Annotated in this window: 17 protein-coding genes; 13 read left to right on the forward strand and 4 right to left on the reverse strand. The window is 44.8% G+C overall.

Annotated elements, in window-relative coordinates; translation table 11 throughout:
• Window positions 1-61: 61 nt before the first annotated feature.
• The 3 genes from AC5ZC7_RS15290 to AC5ZC7_RS15300 all read right to left on the reverse strand — a co-directional run bounded on the left by AC5ZC7_RS15290 (window position 62) and on the right by AC5ZC7_RS15300 (window position 5,407).
• On the reverse strand, window positions 62-1,072 hold the full coding sequence (locus AC5ZC7_RS15290) for a M57 family metalloprotease (RefSeq protein WP_496158056.1): 1,011 nt from the start codon (window positions 1,070-1,072) through the stop codon (window positions 62-64).
• Between the two features lie 291 nt (window positions 1,073-1,363).
• Complete coding sequence (locus tag AC5ZC7_RS15295; RefSeq protein WP_496158055.1) at window positions 1,364-2,857, reverse strand: serine hydrolase; 1,494 nt, start codon at window positions 2,855-2,857, stop codon at window positions 1,364-1,366.
• Window positions 2,858-3,025: 168 nt separating this feature from the next.
• Window positions 3,026-5,407, reverse strand: coding sequence for a TonB-dependent receptor domain-containing protein (locus AC5ZC7_RS15300; RefSeq protein WP_496158054.1), 2,382 nt, complete (start codon window positions 5,405-5,407; stop codon window positions 3,026-3,028).
• A gap of 124 nt (window positions 5,408-5,531) precedes the next feature.
• On the opposite strand from AC5ZC7_RS15300, the gene AC5ZC7_RS15305 reads away from it, so the two are divergent.
• The 13 genes from AC5ZC7_RS15305 to AC5ZC7_RS15365 all read left to right on the forward strand — a co-directional run bounded on the left by AC5ZC7_RS15305 (window position 5,532) and on the right by AC5ZC7_RS15365 (window position 23,763).
• Window positions 5,532-7,208 carry a histidine kinase gene (locus AC5ZC7_RS15305; RefSeq protein WP_496158053.1) on the forward strand — a complete coding sequence of 559 codons (1,677 nt, stop codon included), beginning with the start codon at window positions 5,532-5,534 and terminating at the stop codon, window positions 7,206-7,208.
• Window positions 7,205-7,933, forward strand: a complete 729-nt coding sequence (locus tag AC5ZC7_RS15310) for a LytTR family transcriptional regulator DNA-binding domain-containing protein (protein ID WP_496158052.1) — start codon at window positions 7,205-7,207, stop codon at window positions 7,931-7,933. The genes AC5ZC7_RS15305 and AC5ZC7_RS15310 overlap by 4 nt, the downstream gene beginning before the upstream one ends.
• A 210-nt stretch (window positions 7,934-8,143) precedes the next feature.
• On the forward strand, window positions 8,144-10,531 hold the full coding sequence (locus tag AC5ZC7_RS15315) for an FtsX-like permease family protein (RefSeq protein ID WP_496158051.1): 2,388 nt from the start codon (window positions 8,144-8,146) through the stop codon (window positions 10,529-10,531).
• A 507-nt stretch (window positions 10,532-11,038) separates the two neighbouring features.
• On the forward strand, window positions 11,039-12,037 hold the full coding sequence (locus tag AC5ZC7_RS15320) for a hypothetical protein (RefSeq protein WP_496158050.1): 999 nt from the start codon (window positions 11,039-11,041) through the stop codon (window positions 12,035-12,037).
• A 287-nt stretch (window positions 12,038-12,324) separates the two neighbouring features.
• A complete protein-coding gene (locus AC5ZC7_RS15325; RefSeq protein WP_496158049.1) occupies window positions 12,325-12,888 on the forward strand; it encodes a short chain dehydrogenase in 564 nt (187 codons plus the stop codon).
• Window positions 12,889-12,944: 56 nt separating this feature from the next.
• Window positions 12,945-13,046, forward strand: a complete 102-nt coding sequence (locus AC5ZC7_RS15330) for a hypothetical protein (protein WP_511911586.1) — start codon at window positions 12,945-12,947, stop codon at window positions 13,044-13,046.
• Window positions 13,047-13,437: 391 nt separating this feature from the next.
• Entirely contained in the window at window positions 13,438-14,016 is a 579-nt protein-coding gene (locus tag AC5ZC7_RS15335; protein ID WP_496158048.1) for a sigma-70 family RNA polymerase sigma factor, read from the forward strand.
• Window positions 14,017-14,138: 122 nt separating this feature from the next.
• Window positions 14,139-15,257: a FecR domain-containing protein gene (locus AC5ZC7_RS15340; protein ID WP_496158047.1), complete on the forward strand. Its 1,119-nt coding sequence runs from the start codon at window positions 14,139-14,141 to the stop codon at window positions 15,255-15,257.
• Window positions 15,258-15,434: 177 nt separating this feature from the next.
• Window positions 15,435-18,863, forward strand: a complete 3,429-nt coding sequence (locus tag AC5ZC7_RS15345) for a SusC/RagA family TonB-linked outer membrane protein (protein ID WP_496158046.1) — start codon at window positions 15,435-15,437, stop codon at window positions 18,861-18,863.
• An 11-nt stretch (window positions 18,864-18,874) separates the two neighbouring features.
• Window positions 18,875-20,347, forward strand: coding sequence for a RagB/SusD family nutrient uptake outer membrane protein (locus AC5ZC7_RS15350; RefSeq protein ID WP_496158045.1), 1,473 nt, complete (start codon window positions 18,875-18,877; stop codon window positions 20,345-20,347).
• A 10-nt stretch (window positions 20,348-20,357) separates the two neighbouring features.
• Complete coding sequence (locus AC5ZC7_RS15355) at window positions 20,358-21,194, forward strand: DUF4843 domain-containing protein (RefSeq protein ID WP_496158044.1); 837 nt, start codon at window positions 20,358-20,360, stop codon at window positions 21,192-21,194.
• Between the two features lie 10 nt (window positions 21,195-21,204).
• Window positions 21,205-22,614, forward strand: a complete 1,410-nt coding sequence (locus AC5ZC7_RS15360; RefSeq protein ID WP_496158043.1) for a PKD-like family lipoprotein — start codon at window positions 21,205-21,207, stop codon at window positions 22,612-22,614.
• 15 nt (window positions 22,615-22,629) lie between these two features.
• Window positions 22,630-23,763, forward strand: coding sequence for a redoxin domain-containing protein (locus tag AC5ZC7_RS15365; protein WP_496158042.1), 1,134 nt, complete (start codon window positions 22,630-22,632; stop codon window positions 23,761-23,763).
• Window positions 23,764-24,018: 255 nt separating this feature from the next.
• Here the strand turns inward: AC5ZC7_RS15365 and AC5ZC7_RS15370 are convergent, their stop codons facing one another.
• Window positions 24,019-24,537, reverse strand: coding sequence for a UpxY family transcription antiterminator (locus tag AC5ZC7_RS15370; protein WP_496158041.1), 519 nt, complete (start codon window positions 24,535-24,537; stop codon window positions 24,019-24,021).
• Between the last annotated feature and the right edge of the window lie 91 nt (window positions 24,538-24,628).

Consider the following 24,628-nt stretch of genomic DNA (forward strand, 5'->3'; position numbering starts at 1 on the left):
CGAAAAGCCGCCACTGAAATTAAGAGGCGGCTTTTCGCTAATGACTCCCTGAATTTATTGCTCACAGTGGATTTGGACACGGAAAGTTAGAACTTATGGAATAGGTACCGCTAGTGGATCCGTCGCTAAATTCATAATTATAATAGCAAGTATAACGGGTACCTACTTTGACGCTGCCAGTCCACCGTTTCACGCCTTGTTCACAAACTCCATTGACTATTTTTCTGCCTTCTCCCACACAAAGTGGCGTGCCGTACAGATACTGCAAGGCAATATTATCATAGTAATTAAAGGTACGGGGAGTAGCACCTGCACAAGCCAGCATCCAGCTGTCTGGATCTGCCGTACTGGGTGTACCCGGAATATTCACTGCGCCGATATTATCCGGATCAGATTCCGGATGAGGGCCGGGATCATTGTATACGCAGCTGAAATCACGGTTCATATAATCCGAATGACGGAAGCCTATGCAGTGTCCTATTTCATGCTGAAGGGTGGCGGTAGTTTTTGCCACATCGGGATAGGTACCCAATGCCTGGGGATGCGTATTTAATAAAATACTATTAAAAGGGTTTCCATTAGCAGGGAAACCAGAACTTCCCAATACAATAAAGCCATTGCTGGGTCCCTGGTAAAAGCCCTGGATATTAATATCTGCCGTGCCGGTAATACGCTGAAAAGTCATTCGCAAATTGAGCGCATTATACCTGGCAATCGCCTGGTCTGTGGCATCAATATAATTCTGGTCCAGGTTGCTGACGGAAACAGTAATCACTCTTGGCAAACCTGTTACCAGGTTATAAGTTCTGAATTGTTCTGTGCTGGCGATATGGAGAGTAGTGGAAGAAACCGGCTTCTTCTTTAAATCTGCTTCTTTCAGATAAATATCTCCTTCTACAAGATAACCTTCTCTAAAAGCAATTACATTTTTAGTACTAAATCCCAGCGCCTTGATATCAGCCAGCACTTGCTGTGAGACGGCTTTCTCTTGTGATGAGTTGCTTTTTTTACAAGATACATAAATCAAACTGACAATAAGGACTGCCAGCATTAACGATAGAAAAGTTTTCATATGGCTTTTTTAAGTGGGTAATTGAAAATGGGTTACCAGGGTATGTATTCAGGGAGAGTTAACGACAGATAAGTGTAGCGTAAATTCCAGGCTTAATCGACATTACTAATGTAAATAATTAATCTCAATGATGCTGCCACTAATAGCAAAAACAGGCGGGAAATAAAAACATGATAACCTGGGCCTTTTAAAAAGAATAGAAATTTTGCAGACAACCTACTGAATAGCTAGATAAAGGTACAAACGCTATTTCATAACGGTAATCAACGGTTATGAAATAGCGTTTCCTTTTCAATCCATTATGGATACCGGAAAAGCATCATTGATGTGCTGGGTCCCTTCCTTAATCGACACCTCAGTTCCTCTATCCCCCATTTTAAAGTTGATCCGGTATTTATTAATCTTTGACAACAGGTTAAACTCTACTTCAAATTCCCCGGTGGATGTCCAATATCCTCTTAACGCATACAGGTGGCCGGATTTGGCGTCTTTATAAAATTTATAGGCAGCCCCCGCCCCCAAAGGATAGGTGATAGTTGGTTTCCCGGATTGCTTTAACAGCAGGGATAAATTTCCTTTCTTCTCTACAATTTTGGCGCTTTCAATAGCTAAGCTGTTGGCCGGGAAAACGATCATCTTGTTGAACAACTTTCCTTTTTCTGTAGCATTGGAAATGTACCGGGGGGAATCGATCACCGTTTTAGACGCTTGTTCTTCTGCTTTTTTTAAGCTACCAAAGGCGATGGGGGCACTTTTCAATTTTTCATTGGGATGGAGCGCTTGACCAATGAGATCTCCAATCCGTTCCTTCTCCTCGTCTTCTAGTCCGCCTCCTGTAATGATCACGATGGCATTGTGTATGAAATCGGCATGCACCTTTTGTGTGCCCCTGCCTTCCATATTAACGGAATGATCTCTGTCGATCCAAAAACCATATCCGTATCCATTTCCGTTGGGAAATACCGTGTTCACTGATTCTGCTTTTTTCAACCATGCTGCGGAAACAATGGGTTTGTTTTTCCACTTGCCTCCATCTAACAATAGCTGGCCTATTTTAGCGAGATCCCGCGGCAGCAGGGCAAGGTCGCCCCAACCATAATTAATACCATGGCTATTTTTCGACCAATAAACGGACTTGATCCCCATCTCATTAAAAAGGTATTTCCTGGCAAAATCTTCCGGGGTTAATTTAGTGGCCCGGTAAATAATTTCCCCTAACAGGTAATAATTACAACTGCAATAAGAGAATTGCTGACCGGGATTGGCGACAAAAGGAATGTTGAAGATAAACTTCGGCCAATTATCTGTTGGAAACAACTGACGGAACAGGCTATCTTCATTTGAGAAGCCGCAATCAAAGCCCGACTTCATGGTGAGCAGGTCTTTAATGGATAAGGTGGCAAATTCCTTCGCCGTTGGCGTAATCTCCGGGAAAAATGACGCTACCAATTGATCCTCATTCTTTATGTAGCCCTTATCTATGGCGATGCCAATAAGCAGGGATGTTACGGATTTTGTGCAAGATGCTATGTCATGCCGTAAATCTGAATGGAAGGGATAAAAATAGGCATCAAGTATAATCTTCTTGTTCCGTACAATTAAAAGGCTGTGAATATTTACTTTCTTCTCCTTCACATAAGTAAATATATCGCTTAACCCTTTTGAGGAAAATCCCTCGTCTTCAGGCGGCGAGAAAGAAAGTACTTCATGCGGATCCTGGGATGTGGCGTTTTTTGTTGTTTGAGAAAAAATCAGTACTGATTTCAACAGTAATAATAATAACAAAACAATTCTTTTGCAATGGAAGCCGGGCATAACGAGGAGTTTATATAACTATACCGGTGAAGTTAAAAAAATTCCCGGAAAAATGAGTTTGTATAAAAAAAGGTAAGTACGGGGAAGTCAGGCAACCTGTCATCCCCGTACTACCGGCGTCAATACAGCTATATGAGCCTAGCTCCTGTTCCCCGTTTTGGCTTGCCGCACCTGTTGCCCTTCTTTATTATTGAACTTGTACAAAATACTCACACGGTATCGTGCGGCATTGGGATTACTCATTTGATTAAAGGTATAATTGCTGCCCTTTGTAAAGGTGCGATATTGACGGGAGTTCAAAATATTAGTGCCATCTACCACCACAGCAATTTTATTTTTCCAGTAGTTTTTGCTGATACCCACATCCAATGCGTGGGTAGCTTTTGTAAGTGTTTGTGCCGTCTGTTGTGCTCCTGTAAAGTTATAGCGCATCTGTAAGCCAAACTGTTTAAGCACCTTTACTTGTGCACTCATGCGGGCGGTCAGCATCTGCCCGGAGAAATCATAATTTTGCAGCTCATAAGTACCATGCTGGGTAAAAGAATAGATATTAAATTCCCCATTGAGTTGTAATGGCTTTATAGGCTGATAAGAAGCTGATAATTCAAATCCACGGCGTTGTTCATTTGTTATATTAATAGGTAACGTGATCATTACGCCTTTATCATTCCTATAGGTATAGTCCTGCAAAGGGTCGTTGGTATGATGAAAATACAAGGATGGATTGATGGTTATTTTTTTCCATTGTTGCAAGAAGCTCCACTCAACCACATGCGCATAAGAAGGGTTTAAGCCAGGGTTCCCGATAGACTGCACGTTAAAATCCGTTAGCTCATTGAATGGATACAACAACCACAAAGAGGGGCGATTGATACGTTTACTATAGCTCAACTGCATATTGGCGCTTTCCTTAAACTGGTAACTCAGGTGTACGGTGGGAAACAGCCGGTTATAATCCTTTTGCTGGCTATATACGCTTTTTTGATCAGCGATATCAATCTTCGTGAATTCGGCACGTACACCTAATAAATAAGAAAAGTGTTTCACTTTGCTGCTGAATTGGGCATATGCGCTGCTAATCAGTTCACTGTATTGCAAATCGTTGTCTATGTTATCAATAATAGTCCATTTCCCGTCACTTCCCTGTTCTGCTTTAAACTTACTGCTCACCCGCCTGTTTTCTGCCTTCACGCCAACATCCAGTGTAGATAAGGCTCCCAGGGGTTGGGTAAAATCAGATTGTATTAAAAAGTCTTTACTTTTGCTAATGGCATTTGTAGCTATTGCGGGCAATGTGGTATGAACAGGCACATAATTATCCGTAAATAATTGCCAGGTTTTATCACTATTCCAGAAATCGTATTGCATTTCCACACTAAACTTGCGTCGTGGCTGTTTAAACGTTTTGGTATAATTGAATTCCAGTTGATTATAATCGCGACGCTCCCACGACTCTCCTTTCCTTACCAAACTGCTATCTGTCACATTGCCGGTAAGCATATCAATATTTCCGGTTGTTTTATCATGATCCTTCGTGGCATTCTTCAAAAAGGCCACGGTAATGGTATTGCGACTATTCACAAAATAATCAGCGCCCAGGTACAGCATCTTACCGTCGTCATGCCTGTTTTCCGCTTTCGCTTGTTGTACCTGCGTATTTGATGCTGCCTGTGTGGAGGTGTACTTACCCACATAATCAGAATTTCTGAATCCAAAGGTGGAGAACAGGTTGATCTTTTCGGATTTATAATTCAAACTGGGGGCAATGCGTGCGTCATTAGGATAACCTGCTGCCAGGCGAACCTGCCCGGTAAAGCCCAGTTTTTTGTTTTTCTTTAAAATGATATTAATGATACCTGCAGCACCAGCAGCGTCGTATTGTGCAGCGGGATTGGTGATGATCTCGATCCGTTCTACCTGGTCGGCCGGTATTTGCTCCAGGGCATTGCTTTGCGTGAGCCCGGATCTACGGCCATTGATGAGTACAAATACGTTGCTGCTACCCCGTAGGCTAATAGTACCCGTTGGGCTCACCGCCACCGAAGGTACATTGTTCAGAATATCAGTAATAGCGCCACTTTGCGAGAGAATATCCTTTCCTACTTCAAAAACTTTTTTATCCAGCTTCAAACTTACGCTGGCCTTTTCTCCGGTTACTACTGTTTCTTTCAACATCCGGGTATCTTCCTGCAAATAAATGGCGCCTATATCTGCTTTCAAATGATGCAGGGATACGGAAGTGGTTTTCTTTAGAAATTGATAGCCGAGGTAGGAAAACTCAATTGTATAGTTGCCTGTGGCAATGCCTTCCACTTTAAACATTCCTTTTTCGTCACTTACACCGCCATTTAACGGCTTTGCCGTACTGTCTTTTACCGTGACAGTCACATAAGGCAGCGGCTTTTTAGTGCCCTGATCATATATTTTACCTGAAATAACACCGGGGTGAACTTGTGAAAAAACGGACTGTGGCAGTACCCAGCAGCCGACTAATAGTAGGGATAATAGTAATGTTCTCATGCGTCTTAGATTTCTGTTACAAGATTACCGCACTATTGGAATTATTTCCCTTACAACCTTGCCAACTGCACAATAGCCTTCTGAACTACACTTTAATCATTATTATTACTACTATCTTTACGATATGTACCGTCTATTCCTTACCGTTATCGTACTTATCTCATTTGCCTCCTGTAAGCCGGGCTTACCAGCAGACATCGGCAACCCTGTCTTTAAAATTGGGGATGACACCACCTGGGCGCTAAAAAGCTACGTTGATACGGCCTGGCAGCCGGACCAGGGGGATACAGACGATAAAATATACTGGCAACGCATACCACTCGAAATGCCGCCATTACCGTCTACCACAACAGTACTGGGGCTACAAATAAATACCTTCGGGGCTTTCGATGTTTATTGGGACGGTGAAAAAATAGGCAGCAATGGGCAGGTACAAACCTCTTCCATGAAAGAAATACCAGGTACGGAAACCACGCACTACTTAATCCCTTCCCATCTGGCAGGCGAAGGTAAACATGTGGTTGCCGTCCGGAAGTCGCAGGCCTACCTGAGTGAAGACAAACGGTTGGTAAAACTTACGGTAGCTCCCTATACTCAGCTATTAACGCAGTCTATTGTGGGTACTTCGCTCATGAATATAGCGGCGGGTATGTTTTTACTGGCCGCCGTATATTATTGCTTTATGTTCGTGAACAGCCGGCGAAGAGATCGTTCCATACTGCTTTTCAGCCTTACCTGTTTATTGTTTTTCTGTTTACAAATGGCAGAATATATAAAATTCTATATCGATATCCCTTATTCCCATTTTTACGTTAGATTGGAAACCATTGGTGTACTTACGTTTATCATATCCTTCCTCGTACCCTATTACTTTTCCATCCAGTTTAACTATAAAAGAAAGGGCTATCTGCTTGGCCTATTGTTGATAGCATTGGTACTCATTTACATTTTCAATTTCCATAATTATGATATTACGGCATATCGCTTTAGTGCGACGATGTGGTTCACTGCCACTTATATTGCGGCAGTAGCCGTATATCAAAAACAAAAATCGGGGATCGTCGTGTTGGCGGGTTTGCTGATAAGTGCTGTCATCAGCTATTTTCTTTACTTTGACATCAGCTTATATTGCAGCTTTTGCATTATTGTATTGTGCATGTTGTATTTGCTTACGGTAAAAGCCAAAGCAGCAGAAAATGAATACCGGTCTTCCTTAATACTTTCAGCACGGTTGAAGATGGAGCTGATTAAGAAAAATATCCAGCCACACTTTATCAAAAATACACTTACCTCTTTAATTGACTGGATAGAAGAATCCCCCAAACAAGGCATTGTATTTATACAGGCGCTTTCCGATGAATTTGATTTACTTAACGAGATTTCAGAGGCCACGCTGATCCCGATCGAAAAAGAAATTGCCCTGTGCAAAACACATCTTACCATTATGCAATTCCGGAAAGAAATAAAATATGATTGGGTGGAAGCGCATATAGACCCTTCTGATTCGATTCCACCGGCCATTATCCATACCGCGCTGGAGAATGGTATTACCTACAGTGTTCCTCTCCGCCATGATACCGTGTATTTCCGGTTATCATTTGAGCGCAACGAGCGGTATAAACAATACACATTAACTACGATCGCCAAGAACCGGGTACCTACACATAAAACGAAAACAGGTACAGGGTTTCAATATATAAAAGCGAGGCTCACGGAAAGCTATGGTGATAACTGGGAATTCTCCTCTGCTGAAAAGCCCGATGGTTGGGAAACTATTATTAAAATATTTAATCACGCATGAGAATATTGATTATAGAAGATGAAGCAAGAATAGCCAAAAGGATAGAACGTATGACGCGTGAATTCTTTGGTGAGCTACTGGTATCCATTGACAAATGTGAATCAATAGCGGAAGGCTTGTTGTATTTGGAACAGCATCCTATTGATGTACTATTGCTGGATTTGAACTTAAATGGAGAAGATGGATTCACTATATTAACTACCGTCGTATCAAAATCATTTCATACCATTATTATATCTGCCTATACGGAAAAGGCTATTCATGCTTTTGCTTATGGTGTGCTCGACTTTGTACCGAAACCATTTGATGAAACCCGCTTATCGCAGGCATTTACGCGCATCAGTGCTGCGAGTGCGGAGGCTAAAAATGGGATGCAATACGTGGCTATAAAAAAAGCAGGCGCCATATCGCTCATTGACGTACAAAATATTTGTTACATCAAAGGCGCCGGTATTTATACCGAGATTCATTTGCACGATACGGGCACCGTATTACATGATAAATCTTTAGAAAAACTGGAGCAACTTCTCCCGCCTATGTTTGAGCGTATTCATAAATCGTATATTGTAGCCATTCCGCAGGTACGGCAACTAATCGTAAATGCTGGCGGAAAATATGAGCTCATTTTGAAAAACGGAGATGTATTACCTATTGGCAGAACGCGCTATCAACAACTAAAAATGAGGCACTTTAACGAAGCTGATAATAACACCAATAATACCTAAAATCGAACAAAGGTGTCCGTATCCGAACATTCTCCTCATAAAAACACATATCATAAATATATAAACATAGCCACCACAGCAGACAGCAGCATATCCGGGCAAATGGTATGGTACTTGTCTCCCACAATTATAATGTGCCAATGATGATGCTCAAACAGCTCGCATAGCGCCATCAGTGAACCGTTTAAAAGTACTTTTTAAATTACCCTTATGTTCCCGAACTACTTGAAGATCGCTTTACGTGTTCTCTGGCGCAACAAGATTTATGTAGTCCTCAACCTGGTAGGTCTGGGCTTTGCCATTGCCTGTTGTATATTGTCTTACTTAAACTATAATTACCGGGAGCACTTCGACCGGAATCATTCACATACCGAACATATTTACCGGTTAAACAGTACCCGCCTGGTAGATGGAAGTAAGCAGTCGTGGGCGGTGGTACCCTTGCCATTAGCGGAAGCCTTGAAGAAGGAAACCGCCGGAGCTGACCGGATTGCCCGGCTTAGCAGTGCTTCAGCGGTGGTAAAAATTGGAGAAAATACTTTCGACGAACATATTCACTATGCAGACCGGACGCTGTTTGATTTCTTCGACTTCCCCCTAAAATATGGTAACCTGTCTGGTTTTAACCAAGCGAACCAGGTAATCATTAGTGAAGCTTTTGCAGATAAATACTTTCCAAAACAAATGCCGGTAGGCCAGGCGCTCACGCTCATCGAACCGGGAGGTAACCCAAAGATTTATACGGTGACGGCGGTGGCGCAACAAATTCCCGCCAATTCAAGTATTCAGTTTGACCTCATCACTTCTTTTGAAAATGGGCTTGCTTATGGTCCAACAGCCAGCAATGACTGGGCAAACACCGGGCTTGTTACCACTTTTATGGAATTAAAAAATGCGAATGCTGCCCGCATCGTAACCGCCAACCTAACGCCCTATATTGCGCTTCAGAATCATAATCATCACGATTGGCCGATACAAGGTTTTACCCTCCAACCTTTTTCCAAATTGGCGGTCAGCTCGGATATTGATATGCCCGGATACGTATATGGCAGCCAGTTAACGGCCAATCCCCGTGGTGTACTTGTGATTGTACCCGCTATTATGTCGCTGTTTATTTTGCTGATTACCTGTTTTAATTTTACCAATATTTCTATCGCCTTTGCCAGTAGCCGGTTAAAAGAGATCGGTATCAGGAAAGTAATCGGAGGTTTCAAACGTCAGTTAATCTGGCAATTCCTGACAGAAAATATGGTGCTTTGCTTATTGGCGGCTGTATTGGCGTTATTGTTTGTCCACTTACTATTACCTGCTGTCAATCAGCTGACCGGTGTTAATCTCTCCCCTGACTATCGCAGGGATTATGCTTTCTGGCTTTTCCTGTTGTGTATTCCCGCAGTCAGTGCCATTCTTTCCGGCCTATATCCGGCTGTATATGTGAGCTCTTTTCAGCCATTAGCGATTCTTAAAGGTAAAACCGCACTTGGTGCATCCAATCGTTTTACACGTTTCCTGTTGATTTCACAGTTTAGCTTGTCGTGCTTTGCACTGGTAGTCGGTATCGTGATGTCCCAGAATGCCTCCTTTCAACAAAAAGTTGATTTTGGGTATTCCATCAATGAAATAGCGGTGGTGTCTATCAACAACCCTCACGAGTACCGCATTTTTAGCGAGGCCGTGCAGCAAAACCCGGAAATTAAAAGTGTGGCGGGATGTGTGCAACAAATTGGTGACGGCACTTATACGCAGACTGCCAAAATTGAAAATAGTGAAATACAAACACAGGTGGCACAGGTGGGTGGCGAAGCGTATCTGAATAGTATGGGGATCCGCTTAGTGCAGGGTCGTCAATTTTACAATACCGGCTCAGATGTAGATGCGTCGATCATCGTCAATCAAACTTTTCTGCAACGATTGCAGATAAAACAACCTCTTGGTCAGCAAGTAACCCTGGATAGCATCCGTTACACGATTGTTGGCGTAGTGAAGGACTACAAGGAATACGGTCTGCACGGACTTGTACCTCCTTGCGTACTGCGCATGGCTAAACCGGAGGATTACAGGTATATGGTGGTTCGTACAGGTAAAGATAACATTTCACAGGTAACAAAATATTTGCAGGCGGCCTGGCATCAACTGGTGCCCAATGTCCCCTACCGGGGTTACCTGCAATCAGATCTGATTGAAAAGGAAGTCCGCATGACACAGGCCTTCAAATCAATTGCTTTTTTTCTCGCTATTATTACTTTGCTGCTATCTGCATCCGGTTTGTTCGCACAAATTTCTTTGAATATAGATAAGCGAAGCAAAGAGATTGGTATACGCAAGGTACTGGGGGCATCGATCCTACAAATTATTGGGCTGGTTAACAAAGAGTTCATACGCATACTGCTGATTGCGTTCGTAACAGGTTCCATACTGGGTTACTTGTTTACCAGCGGGTTTATTTTCCAGGTCATTTATCAATATCATCCTGCCGTTGGGCCCATGCCTTATATTGGTACTTTCCTCATTGTGTTGCTTTGCTGCGGTGCCATTATCGGAACAAAGGTATTCAAGGCAGCCAATGCAAATCCAATTGACAGGTTACGTTCGGAATAATAGTTTATCCTTTAGCACCGTTTCTCTGCAACTTTCTTTTAGCCGGGACGTCTTTATACCGGAAGATTAAGGGCTTCAAAATATTAGTTTTGAAGCCCTTTTTAATGCTGTTATAAACATAGATCAGATCCCTTTGCTCAGCGCTTCGTTCAGTTTCTGTATGGTCATGTCCTGGCTCGGTCTTGGTGCACTATTATCAAATATTTTTCCATCTCTCCCAATAATAATATAATGCGGAAGATTTGAGGCGAGAGAAATTAGCTGTCGCCGGGCATCAGGACTTTATATCCTGCTGTCAAGATCTGGCTGGGGGGATTCCGGGAATTTTGGTAAATTTATGCATGCTCAACTTCCTTGAACACCTTTCCCCGCAGTCCGGGAATAGCCGCCCGGAAAGCCCTTTTCACTCCAGCCCGATATTCCCGGGAACGTTAAGCCCATCACCATGAAACGGACAAACGATTCGTGACCTACCACCAGCAATTATTTATCTGATAATATATGCTTATGCGCAACATGATTTTCATGCTGATCCTTTTTACCTGCCATACCGCCACATCGCAATCTATACCACCGGGCATGAACGGTGTACCTGCGTGGTTTTCGGCCTGGGACTTCGTTTGCCAACACAAATTTGGCCCGTCTCCCACCACTCCAACCATCTACTTATATGACGATTCGGCTTATTATTCCACAGCTCCGGTTGCGGCAACCGATCAACGTTTCACCGCCCCCGGTCCCGGTGGAAAGTTGGTGGAATGGTATACCGGTCTACACAACAACACCTTGCGCATCCCTGACGGGCAATCCGTTCCCCTGGGCCTGATGTCTTTTGCGGCGGAAGATTCGGCAGGCAATCCATTCTTCGTGATGGCCACGCCGGGGTTCTGGAAAAATGCCGGTGTGGAAAGCAAGGAACTCGGGCTGGAAAAGCTGATCACCGCCGTGTTCCTGCACGAATTCGCGCATACCCGCCAACAACAGGGAATGGGCGCAACGGTAACGGCCATTGAACAAAAACACCCTTTCAAGGATCCTCCCCTTTCTGACGACATTGTGCAGCATCTTTTTTCAAAAGACAGTGTGTATGTTGAAAGATGGAAAAAAGAAACGGACCTCTTCTACCAGGCTGCATTCCATCCGGATAAGCGCACTGCGAAAAAATTGACCTGCGATGCATTACGGATGCTCCACGAACGACAGCGCAGTTATTTCACAAACGACCGGGCGATCTTACAACAGCTGGATGATATCTTCCTGACGATGGAAGGACTGGGACAGTTTTCGGGCTTGTATTGGCTGCAACACCCTGCTGGCGGGAAGTTTCCGTATGCCACGGCGGTAGAAGGAATGCGGCGGAAACGGAATCAATGGTCGCAGGAGGAAGGACTTGCCATGTTCCTCCTTCTCGATAAAATTGGCCTGAAAAATTGGGAAGCGGATGTATTGTCCAACAATCCGAAAACAATCGTGCAACAATTGCACACCGCCTGCGGCTGCCAATAAAACAAAAATAGCCGTCTCAAAAATAATTTTTGAGACGGCTATTTATACTTTAACGGGAAAATGGCGGCTTAAATTTTCAGTTTTAAGTTTCTTTGGTTCAATAATGAATTCAAAGAAATTATTACGCTTTAAAGGCTTCCCGAAGCGCTGTAATTCCTTCCATTCTATTTCATATTGTTGGTGTAAAGTATCCCGCCCCATGCTAAAAAAATACAAAATTAGCGTAACAATGTACAACTAAAACAGCTGCATACTTGTATATTTTTGCCAATATAAATTTTAAAAAAATGAAAATTTTAATGATTGGCGCAGGTGGCACTATTGGCAAGAGGGTTACCGCGGCACTGAAAGCACATGAAGTCATCACAGTAGGAAGAAACAGCGGAGCCATTAGGGCGGATATCTCTTTGGAAATGGCGGCAGACAGTTTATTCAAACAAGTATCAGATGTAGACGCTGTGATCTGTGCTGCCGGTGACAGTGTTACTGATCAGCTGTCAGACATGAATAAAGCGCAATTCATGGTTGGTATTCAGCAGAAGCTGTGGCCCCAGATGAACCTGGTACTTTCCGGTATAAAGTACCTGAAGGATCATGGTTCGTTTACATTGATATCGGGGAAAATGGGCGAATTTCCCGCTAAGGGATCGTCAGGAAAGGCCTTTGTGAATGGGGCAATCAATAGCTTTGTATTGGCTGCCGCGCAGGAAATGCCCAGGGGTATCCGGCTTAATGTTATCAGCCCTGCTAAAGTTTCTGATATGAACGAAGATGAATTAATAGCGGCTTATGTAAGATGTCTTGAGACATCAGTAAATGGAGAAATTATAAGGGTTGGTTACCATAAATAATTTAAGATAAAGATATCGAACATGCTTTTTATCCAAATTGGGAAGGAAACGCGCAAGTGCGTACTTATTCATTGGAAAATAATATGCTGACATATACGGTGACTACCGCTACAAACGGAGGTGCTGCAGTAGCAAAAGTGATATGGAAGAAAGATTAGAGGAGACACTATTTTTATATTACGACCAATATCACTTATGAAAATAATATTATATTGGGAACGTGGAAGAAAAAACACTGATAAGATACAAGCAATTAAGTGCACAAATGGAGGCTACTTATCTCAAAAAAACTGATGGTGCACCATCAGTCAATTATGAATTGTTGTTTAACGAAGTCACCACACTTCTGGACGCCGATCAGGATTGTTTGTACCCGCTTTTACAGATCTATCTGGAGATAACCCCATAACATTCGCTTTATTTGTTGCTGATGAACTGATTTCCAACCCCAACTTCTGCCAACAGCGATACCGGTTAACATTCTGTTACCTCCATTGAAACAAAGAATCCTTTTACAAACCGAAACAATTTTTAGTTTTACGGTTAATTATGGGGAGGGATGAATTACTGCATGCAAATGACCAGGACCTTTTAGCGGAAATTGGCAAAAGGAATAAGCTGGCGTTTGACGTGCTATACAATCGTTACTGGAAGGATGTTTTCAACGTTGCCTGCAAGCGGATACGCAATACAGATCTGGCCCAGGATATTGCGCAGGATGTATTTGTTCAGTTGTGGACCAGGGAAAAACTTACTCCCATTAATAATCTTCCGGGGTATCTGCGTATAGCCACGCGCAATGGGGTTTTCAAGCAACTGGAAAAGGAAAGCCGGTATGGTGGCTTACCTGACGACAGTGAAGAACAGCTACCGGGCTACGGCCTTGCAGACGACCATGTGCTGTACAAGGAATTTCATGCAGCATTTGAAGCGCTGACCGACACACTCCCCGCCCAGCAAAAACAAATTTTCAACCTGCGCTTCCGCAACGGGTACAACACACAACAGATTGCCGAACAGCTGGGCATCTCAGAGAAAACCGTCAGAAACCAGACGGGGCGTGCCCTTTCGAAACTCAGAGCATCACTGATTATACTGCAAATTGCGCTGATACTCACCATGAAGTGACATGACATACGCATATAAATAAAAAATATTTGTATGCCGCGTGGGCGCATTTATTTTTTTCGACTCATTCTACATAGAAACAGACAATGATGGACAACCGCGAGCGGGAGCTTTTTAAAATTATGCTAAATCGTTATAGAACTGGTAACGCAACCAGGGAGGAGATTTCCTTCCTGGAATCCTGGTTCGATTTGGCAGATGCTACAGAAGATTTCATTACCGCGGAAAATGAAGCCGCCTACGAAGGGCTGAAAGCCACGCTGAAAAGCAAAATAGATGTGGAAATAGCGCATATTGACGCACAACAGCCGGCGGCAAAGCACGTGTATATACGCCATTGGGCAGTAGCAGCAGCCATCGCAGCCATTATTGGCATTGGCAGCCTGCTCCTTGTCAGACAGCACAAACAACCTTCCCGGCAGCCGCTGACTGCTTACACCGCCGGCGCTCCTACCCTGCGTTTGGCAGACGGCACAGTAATAGCGCTGGACAGCATAGCAGGCGGCCAAATCGCCAGCCAGCAAGGGGTTATTATCACAAAAGAAAAAGATGGTTCGTTACTTTATACATCTACCCAGGCTCAAAACAATAATGCCAACCAGGAAAATATATTATCAACGCCAGCGGGCATGACATTCAAGATTATATTGCCAGACGGGTCTACCGTATGGCTCAACGCCGCCAGTAAGTTGAAGTACCCCGCCTCCTTTGGCAACGCTGACCGAACAGTGCAACTGGAGGGAGAAGCGTACTTCGATATTGCGGCAGTTGCCAACAAGCCATTCATCGTACAATCCGGACACCAATCGGTGCTGGTGCTCGGCACCTCGTTTAATGTGAATGCCTACACAGAGAATGACGCCTCTAAAACCACCCTCCTCCAGGGTTCTGTTAAAGTAAACAATAATAACGGCTCAACCGTGATTCAGCCCGGCCAGCAGGCAATCTGCGACCACCATACCAACCACAGCATCGTCACCATCAACGCTGATACAGAAAAGGAAACTGCCTGGATGAAAAACATGTTCTCCTTTAAAAACGATAACCTGCAAGTTGTTATGCATGAGGTGGCCCGTTGGTACAATGTACAGATCAAATACCGCGGTCCTATATCTGATGAAAGGTTTTTCGGGGAAATTTCCCGCAACAGTAAACTGGAAGACGTATTAAAAATACTGGAGGTCAACGGCATTACATTTGAAATAAATGGAAACGTTATCACCATTGCCAATAAGCAGTAAGGACTAATCAGTAATCATAACAGCCAACTAAAATGTCAAGATTGTATGAATGAATTTGTAATCAGCTAAAGTCATCTTTCCAAATCAACCAAAGTATGCGGTAACGTTTCATCCGCCCAGTGACACAAGCTGCCGGCCAACGCTTATCCGCTCATTTTTAGACTAAATCCAACTAACATGAAATTTAAGTTTCATTGTCCTCCGTTGTCGTTCGCGACAGGGGCAGGGAAATCTTTGCGCTCACCTTTCAGATCATGGATGATGCTGGCACTGATCATATTACTACACCTGCCCTTGCGTGCGGCCAGCCAGCATATCACTATCAGCAGGCATAACGCCTCCCTGGAAAGCATCTTCAACGACATCAAAACGCAGACTGGTTTTACCTTTTTCTACAAGGGGAATATCGACCCCACCACACTGAAAACGGATGTTGAACTGAAAAATGCCAGCCTGGAAGAGGCATTGAAATCCTGCCTGAAAAAATTCGACCTTAGTTACACGATTGTTAGCAAAACAATCGTGATTACCGCCGGACGGAGCAACAACAGCCCTACACCCGCTGTTCCCCCGGCTGTAAATGACAGCCTGATCTATGGGAAAATTGTAGATAGTTTGACCAAAGAAATCCTGATTGCTGTTTCCGTATACGTTAAAAACACCTCTGCCAGAACGCTAACAAACGACAAAGGGCAATTCAGCATCAAAGCCAGTCCCGGTGACATGCTCGTATTAACCAGCGTTGGGTTCCGTACCAAGGAAGTACCTGTTAGTGCTATCGGCAACCGGGTCATCCTGCTGGCCCCCAGGTCAAGTTCGCTGAATGATGTGGTGGTAACAGGTTACCAGGTAATCAAGAAAGATAATTATACCGGTAACGCCATCGTGGTTAAAGGAGAAGATCTGAAACGGCTTAATCCGCAGAATATGCTGAAAGGCCTTGCCTCCTTTGATCCCTCGCTCCGGATCGCCGACAACAACCTATTCGGCTCCGACCCCAATGCCATGCCTAAAATCAATATCAGGGGTACTACCGCTATGCCGAACGGCGAAATACTGGACAGGAACAATCTTTCCAGTTCCTACAACCTCCCGGTGTTCATCATGGATGGGTTTGAAGTACCCATGCAGAAAGTAGTGGATATGGATATCAACCGCATCGCCAGCGTTACCATCCTTAAAGATGCAGCCGCCACAGCAGTATATGGCTCCAGGGCTGCCAATGGGGTGATCGTCATCACTACCAAAGCACCACAACCGGGTCGCCTGCGCCTTTCCTACAACGCGGAAATGAAGGCCACTGCCCCCGACCTCAGCGATTATAGCGTACTCAATGCAGCCAACAAACTAGCATACGAAAAACTCGCCGGCCTCTATTCTACTGCAAACAATAGCGCCACCACCCAGGACGAACTTGATCAGCAATACTATTCCAAACTTAAAAATGTAGTGAGCGGCGTTAACACCTACTGGCTTTCACAGCCATTACGTAATGCCTACTCACAAAAGCATTCCGTATACGTGGAAGGCGGCGACTCTTCCTTCCGGTATGGGGTGGACCTCCGCTATCAAACTGATCCCGGCGTGATGAAAAATTCCGGTCGCGACCGATACAGCGGTGGTATGAGTTTTACGTATAATCCTAACGCCAGGTTGATATTGAAAAACGACCTGACCGTTACACGGGTAAATGCCCGCAACTCCAACTACGGCAACTTCTCCACCTATGTGGCCATGAATCCTTACTATCCTATCTACGGAGAAGATGGTAAATTGATTCGTGAAATCGCCAACTGGCGGGTAGATACACATCAGCCAGGCAAGGACCAATACAAAAATCTGCCGGTACTGAACCCGCTGTATGAAGCCAGCCTGGGAAACTTCGATAAATCCGATTATACAGAGCTGATAGATGCATTTTCTGCCGATTGGCGCATCACACCGGCACTGCGCGTGATAGGCCTGATGAGTTTGAACAGCACTACCTCTACCACCAATAAATTTGTTTCTCCTTTCAGTAATGCCTTCTACCTCGACCCTCCGGAGGCAGCCATGAACAAAGGTTCCTATGATTACACGGCTACACGCTCACTCAACCTGGATGGAAACATCCGTATGGTTTATAATAAACTGATTGGTGACCACTCCGTAAATGCAGTGCTGGGCGCCAATGTAACCTCTTCCACTTCAGATTACAAAGGCTTCCAGGCCCGCGGATTCTCCAACGATAAATTCAGCAGCATCGCCTTTGCGCGTACTTACACTCCTAACGAAGCACCTAAAGGTAATGTGGATGAAAGACGCCTGATCGGCTCCTTCTTCAGTGGCAGCTATTCGTACAAAAACAGGTACCTGTTCGACGCGGCTGTTCGTTTGGACGGATCATCTGCATTCGGCGCCAATAAAAGGTTTGCGCCATTCTGGTCAAGCGGTATCGGATGGAACGTACATAATGAAAGCTGGTTCAGGAACAGCTTACCCGCATTGTCCAGGTTAAAACTCACCGGTACAGCAGGCCTGACTGGCTCGGTAGACTTCCCTCCTTTCCTGGCGAGAACCACCTATAGCTACCAGACTTCCAACTGGTACGCTACCGGCATCGGTGCCATTGTAAACGGGTATGGCAACGATAACCTGCAATGGCAGAAAACCACCAACTACGAAGCCCGCGCAGAGATTGGCTTCCTGCAGGACAGAATTGTGCTCACACCGGTATATTACTATAAGCTTACCAAAGGTTTGCTGACAGACATCAATATTGCGCCATCCACCGGCTTCTCTACCTATAAAGAAAACCTGGGCGACATGGCCAATAAAGGTTACGAACTGTATGTAACCATCAACGCAGTGCGCAAAGAAAACCTGAACATCAACCTGACAGGCAACCTGGCGCACAATACCAACACTATCGTAAAAATTTCCAACGCACTAAAGGCATATAATCAAAGTGTAAACGATTACCAGCTGGACCCTAACAAAGGTGCGCAAGGTAAGCCACTGCTGCGTTTTGCGGAAGGTCAGTCGTACAACACTATCTATGGCGTAAAATCCCACGGCATCGACCCGCAGAACGGACGTGAGCTCTACGAAAAACCGGATGGCAGTCTCACCTACGACTACGATGTCGCCTACACGCGTCCTATCGGTGATTACACCCCCACAGCGGAAGGATTCTTTGGCAGTAACATCACCTGGAAACGCTGGATGATGAGCTTCAGCTTCCATTATAAATTTGGCGGGGATATGTACAACCAAACACTGGTTGACAAAATTGAAAATGCAGACCCACGCTTTAATGTGGATAGCAGAGCCCTGACTATGCGCTGGCAGCAGCCGGGTGACCAGGCACTGTATAAGAACATCACCGATCTTAACCTGACCTACGCCAGCAGCAGATTTATTCAAAAAGAAAACCTGCTGGAGCTACAGTCGCTGTACTTCTCTTACGACCTGGCACAGGCCATTGCCCGGCATATAGGCCTGCAATCCCTGCGTGGAGCAGTTACGATGAACGATATACTGCGCATATCCAGCGTAAAACAGGAACGTGGTATCGATTATCCTTTTGCAAGAAGCCTTACCTGTTCCATCCTCGCAACTTTCTAAAATACATCCTCATGAAGAAATTAATTGTAATACTGATCCTGGGAGTATCGATGATTTCCTGCAAAAAATTTCTTGACATAAAACCGCAGACGCAGGTAGACAGAGATGAACTTTTTAACTCAGAACAAGGATTCAGAGAAGCGCTGAATGGGGTTTACACCCTCTGCGCCGGTCAATCGCTCTATGGTGGTCAACTTACCTACAACACGCTGGATGTATTGGGCCAGAACTATACTTTCAGTGATGTTACCAACCAGGAAATTGCCAATTTCATCTATACCGGCAGCGCCATTAAAGGTGTGGTAAACGATGTATGGAGTAATGCTTACAAAGCGATTGCCAACTGCAACTACCTGCTGCAGGCAATTGATAAGGACACCACTATTTTCAGCAATGGCAGCTATCGCCTGATTAAGGGAGAAGCACTTGCGTTGCGCGCATATATTCATTTTGATATGCTACGCATGTTCGCACCGTCGTTCGTAAACGGGGCAACGCAGAAAGGCATTCCTTATGTTACCAGGGTGGGTACCACTTCTACCCCGTTCTCCCCGGTAAATGCTACGATAGACAGTGTACTGAAAGATTTGAGCGCTGCCAAAGGGTTGCTACAGAACGATCCTATTAAAAACGCCGCCTATACAGTAGGCTATCCCGATGATAAAACAGCCACCGAATTGGGCAATGCAGACCTGTTTATGCAGAACAGGCGCCACAGGCTGAACTACTATGCGGTGTGTGGAGAACTGGCACGCGTATACCTTTACCGCAACGACTATACGAATGCACTGGCAAATGCCGAAGAAGTAATACTGACACAAAAATTTCCATTTACCAAACAGGAAGATTTCTTCCAGACAGATATCCAGAAACGCGATCGTATTTTTTATAAAGAAATCATTGGATGCTGGTACACAGAAACAACGGGCATTATCCAATCGTTACAAGACCGTTTTACCAAACAAAATCCTGCATACAGCGCTACCACCAACCAGATAAATGATATTTATGAGATTGGCACTTCCGGTGCGGAAGACTGGCGGCTGAAGCAATGGTTCCTGAATACGGCGTCGGCTACCGGTGGGCCCGACCGTGCAGTATTACAGAAATACTATCGTAATGCTTCGCCGCTCACCAATATACACCCGCTGGTAGCGCCGGCGCTGCGCCTGTCAGAACTATATTACATTGCAGCAGAGGCCAGCTTTGATAAAGACCAGCTACGCGCCCTGAATTACTACAATACCATGCGCAGGGCTCGCGGAATTGGAAACCAGGTAAGCAGCGTTGCCAGCAAATCGGCCTTTATTGACCTACTGATAAAAGAAGCCCGGAAAGAGTTTTATGGAGAAAGCCAACTATTCTTCATGTATAAGCGCCTGCATCACGCAGTATACATCAACGCGACCAATTCCAAACAACCATCAAACAGCATTTTCGTACTGCCGTTACCGGATGATGAAAACGCTTACAGAAATAACTAACAAGCATACCATGAAAAGATTTTCCATCATCACTATTCTTGCCTGCCTGTTATTCAGCTGTAAAAAGGATAATATTGAGCCATACAATCTGACAAAGGACAATATATACCTGGATTACGCCACTACAGATAGCCTTGTTTATTCGTTCGCCTACCATCCCACACTTGAAAAAGACACCCTCTGGGTACCGGTTATTATATCGGGAAAGACGGTGCACCAGGACAGGCATTTTAAACTATCAACCGTAGATACCAGCACAACTGCTGTATCCGGAAAACATTATGAGCCATTGAAGGCTTCGTATACCATGCCGGCAGATTCGGGCACTGTAAAAATACCAATTGTACTATTTAATGTAGACACAGCGCTGGCCAATAAATCGGTGACCCTGACCGTCTACGTGTCGGGGGGAGAAGATTTTGCGGCAAACCTGCCACTGAAAATCCGCTCGAAGCACATACTGTATTCCAACCGGCTGGAGCAACCAGTATGGTGGGCATCCTGGACAGGGAACCTGGGCAAATACTCCAGGGTAAAACATCAGCTGTTCCTGATTAGCAGCGGTACCACTGATCTCGTGATTGTCAATTCCTACCCCGACTGGTATATGGAAATTCCGCGAACGCTGTATTATATCGCCAATACCAGCTACCTGCTGCAGTACCCATTTCAGTGGGTCAGCGAACACCCTGAATCCGGTTACATACTGGAAAAGAGAACCGACAATACAGGCGATTACGATTTCTTCAGTAAAACCGCTCCTACCAAGCGTTTCCTGCTGAAGTTCTATCCATCTGCCAACAAGTATGTGTTTATTGACGAAAACGGAGACCAGATTCTCTTCTAAAAATATTACTATGAGCAAAAGGTTAATTGTTCTGTTATTATCGGCCTGCTCCATCATGGCCTGCAAAAAAGATCTGGGGAACTATAGCTACCACGTACCGGCTGAACCGGTACTCTCCGGTCTGATCGACAGTACCGTGGATGCGATAGTTGGCGATTCCCTGATTATTCGTCCGGGAGTTACGCTGGCGGACGGCGACCCTGTAAAGGACCTGCGTTTCGACTGGGATATTCCTGTTGCAGAAGAAGCAAGATCAGACCACCATACCGGCTATCCGCTGCGGATAGTATACAACCTAAAGCCAATGGTACGTGAAACCAAGGTAACCATAACGGACCTACGAAATGGCATTAAGTATTTCTACAAATTCAAGATCAACGGCGGCACACGCTTTTCAAAAGGTGCAACAGTATTGAGCATCGATAAAGGGATTACCAGGCTGTCCTTTATACGGCCCGACAGTACGGTGAATCCGGATCTCTATCATACGCTGCATAACGAAGACCTTCCAGCCAACCCGGTACAATTATTTGCAAAGCCATTGGCATACCAGGAAGGCAGTGTGGAAGATTACTGGGTAATTTGTAAAGACCCGGCCAAACAAAGCGTAATAATCGATGGCAGCACGATGCTGCGCAAACGTTATTTCGGGGAGCAATTCTTTAATCCTCCCACTCCACTGGAAACACAAGCATTCAGCGGAGCCCAGGGGGTGCCTACCGGCATCATTAATGGTAAGTTATACCTTAGCATCACCTCTACTGCACCTTTTGCTCCGGATTTCGGCAAATTCTCCAGCATGCAAACGGGTAACTATTACCTGGCCCCGTTCTACAGCCGGTATAATTTCTTCTTCGGGTTTGATACCATCCGGCATGGCTTTGTAACCTTCGACGGCGGCGGTAACTTCATGGGCAGCGACTACCAGGTGGTGGGCAGCGCCTTCAATCCGGCTAACCTTGGCGCAGGAGAACTGCTTTTCATGCAGGCCATCCCGAGCGTTTCCTATGCCTATTACAAATCAGCAGACGGCAACGTATACGAATATACGTTCACCGTACAGATGAGCAATTATGATCTTCGCACAATTATGCCTACGCGCAAACGCATATTCAAGGGTGCTTCGCTGCTGACAAAAGATAGCCGCTGGCAACGTTCTACAGTAGATATATTCTATTTCACCTCCAATGATAAAATATACCGCTACAACCCTGTTAATGAAGAGCTCCGTCCTTTGGATGCCAACTTCGGCGGTAAGAAAGTGACCATGATAACCCTCAGCAGTGATGGCAACACACTCACCGCAGGTGTGGAAGGAAGTGTAATCCTGCTGGACGTAAGCGTTGGTAAGAATGGTGTCATTAAAGGTCGTGTAGATGGTATCCCCGGCGCTCCCACTGATATTATATCCAGAAAATAAATATAAAATATAGTGATGAAAAGAATCTTAATACTGACAGCCATGGCCCTCCCCCTGGCGAGCCACGCACAAAACGGTACGTTTAATCTTGAGGGACATATTGGCAAGCTAAATAGCCCCGCCATGGCTTATATCGACTATATGAGCGACGGTGTTGGAAAAGAAGACAGCGCTACGGTGACAAATGGAAAGTTCACCTTCAGCGGCGTCAGCTCCGGCTATTCATATGCACGCATGGCGTTGAGTCACGATGGTGGAGGAAAACAGAAAGCCGTTTATACCGGCGACGTGATCTACTTCTATTTTGGCAAGGAGAAAATTAAAATCACCTCAGCCGACTCACTGGCCAATGCTACCTTCACCGGTTCCAAAGTACACGACGAATTTACGGCCTACAACAATGCCATCGGCGGTACTATCATGGACCTGAACAAATGGGCAAATGGCCAGGTAAGCGCAGCAACACCGGAACAACGGAAAGACACCGCTTTCCTTGGCCGGATTAACATCGAATACCGCAAGCGCATGCAAGACCGCGCAAATGCACAAATTGATTACGCTAAAAAACATCCGGAGTCTTACTTCGGTATGGTGGCCTTATCAGAAGGAACCGGCACGCCCGTGGACGTAAAAAGAATAGAGCCCATCTATAATGCTATGAGCGAAAGCCTGCGCAAAAGCGACCCGGGTAAAGAATTACAGCAGCGCATTCAGGCAGCTAAAACCATTCATGTAGGAGCACTGGCTCCTATGTTCACACAAACGGATGTAAACGGCCAACCACTGAAGCTGGACAATATAAAAAGCAAATATGTACTGGTGGAGTTCTGGGCCAGCTGGTGCAGTCCTTGTCGTGCAGAAAACCCGAACCTGACCAAACAATACGCGAAATACAAAGGCCAGGGATTCGAAGTTGTTGCCGTATCGCTGGATGATCATAAAGACAAATGGGTGGAGGCCATTGCTAAAGATCAGCTTCCATGGCTGCATGTATCCGATCTGAAAGGCTGGAACAATGAAGTGGGCCGCCAATACGGTATTCGCGCAGTACCAGCCAACTTCCTGCTGGACGAAAACAAGCATATCATTGCTATGAACCTTCGTGGGGAAGAATTAAATAAGAAACTTACTGAGTTATTTGGTAACTAAGAGAAGCCAATCTTCCACAAGGAAATAAATATCACTGTAAACAACAAAGCCCGCACTTGTGTAGTGCGGGCTTTGTTGTTTACAGTGATATTTGAAACGAGGTTATATACTATCGCCTTAAACTATACTTCAATACATATTGAGACAGGGCATCTTTATAATTCCGGCCAACCGGAATTTCCCTATCTTTTATCCATATAGTATTGTTGTCAATGCTGTCAATTTGAGGAAAGCTAGTCATCCTACTATTTGCCATCATGCCGTATTGACGACAAGGTCATTGCAAGGCAACGTCACCAGGATACTCCGCTGCATCAGCGTGATCCTTATTAAAATTTTCCGTGTTCCTTTAATCTCTACAATTTCCCCGTAAAGACCTTCCATTACACCGTCTTTGATTAGCACCTGTTCTCCCGGCAGGAAATAAGCATCGGACACCTCTATGTCCTGATCATTCCCCTGCCCTACCAATAAACGGATATTATGGATGATGGTTTCGCTTACTTTCGCTACTTTTTCTCCCGACCGTACATAATAAAGCGCACCATTTATGCTTAATGCCCTGTAATACTCATCCAGGTCATTGACATAAATAAATATATAAGAAGGGAAAAGTGGGGTGTCAATATGTTTTTTCCTGTCCTTATATACACGGACTGTCTTCATAGTAGGCAAAAAGGAAACAATGTTTGCTTGCGACAATTGGATAGCAACTTTTTTCTCATGTCTTGGCCTGGTATAAATAACATACCATCCGGCAATTCGGGTATTCATAAGGAAAATTTTCTAGTAACAGTTTAGGCGTACAATAGTTAACAAAAAAAGTACAGATACCTGTTGGGTCTAAATAACAGCTTAATAAGAT

The sequence above is a fragment of the Chitinophaga sp. 9-1-y genome, from assembly GCF_059511905.2.

Coding starts and splice junctions, on each gene's coding strand:
- AC5ZC7_RS15310 (WP_496158052.1), top strand. CDS start 7,205: ATGAGAATATTGATTATAGAAGATGAAGCAAGAATAGCCAAAAGGATA.
- AC5ZC7_RS15320 (WP_496158050.1), top strand. CDS start 11,039: ATGCGCAACATGATTTTCATGCTGATCCTTTTTACCTGCCATACCGCC.
- AC5ZC7_RS15290 (WP_496158056.1), bottom strand. CDS start 1,072: ATGAAAACTTTTCTATCGTTAATGCTGGCAGTCCTTATTGTCAGTTTG.
- AC5ZC7_RS15370 (WP_496158041.1), bottom strand. CDS start 24,537: ATGAATACCCGAATTGCCGGATGGTATGTTATTTATACCAGGCCAAGA.
- AC5ZC7_RS15325 (WP_496158049.1), top strand. CDS start 12,325: ATGAAAATTTTAATGATTGGCGCAGGTGGCACTATTGGCAAGAGGGTT.
- AC5ZC7_RS15360 (WP_496158043.1), top strand. CDS start 21,205: ATGAGCAAAAGGTTAATTGTTCTGTTATTATCGGCCTGCTCCATCATG.
- AC5ZC7_RS15365 (WP_496158042.1), top strand. CDS start 22,630: ATGAAAAGAATCTTAATACTGACAGCCATGGCCCTCCCCCTGGCGAGC.
- AC5ZC7_RS15350 (WP_496158045.1), top strand. CDS start 18,875: ATGAAGAAATTAATTGTAATACTGATCCTGGGAGTATCGATGATTTCC.
- AC5ZC7_RS15335 (WP_496158048.1), top strand. CDS start 13,438: ATGGGGAGGGATGAATTACTGCATGCAAATGACCAGGACCTTTTAGCG.
- AC5ZC7_RS15355 (WP_496158044.1), top strand. CDS start 20,358: ATGAAAAGATTTTCCATCATCACTATTCTTGCCTGCCTGTTATTCAGC.
- AC5ZC7_RS15340 (WP_496158047.1), top strand. CDS start 14,139: ATGCTAAATCGTTATAGAACTGGTAACGCAACCAGGGAGGAGATTTCC.
- AC5ZC7_RS15305 (WP_496158053.1), top strand. CDS start 5,532: ATGTACCGTCTATTCCTTACCGTTATCGTACTTATCTCATTTGCCTCC.
- AC5ZC7_RS15300 (WP_496158054.1), bottom strand. CDS start 5,407: ATGAGAACATTACTATTATCCCTACTATTAGTCGGCTGCTGGGTACTG.
- AC5ZC7_RS15345 (WP_496158046.1), top strand. CDS start 15,435: ATGAAATTTAAGTTTCATTGTCCTCCGTTGTCGTTCGCGACAGGGGCA.
- AC5ZC7_RS15315 (WP_496158051.1), top strand. CDS start 8,144: ATGTTCCCGAACTACTTGAAGATCGCTTTACGTGTTCTCTGGCGCAAC.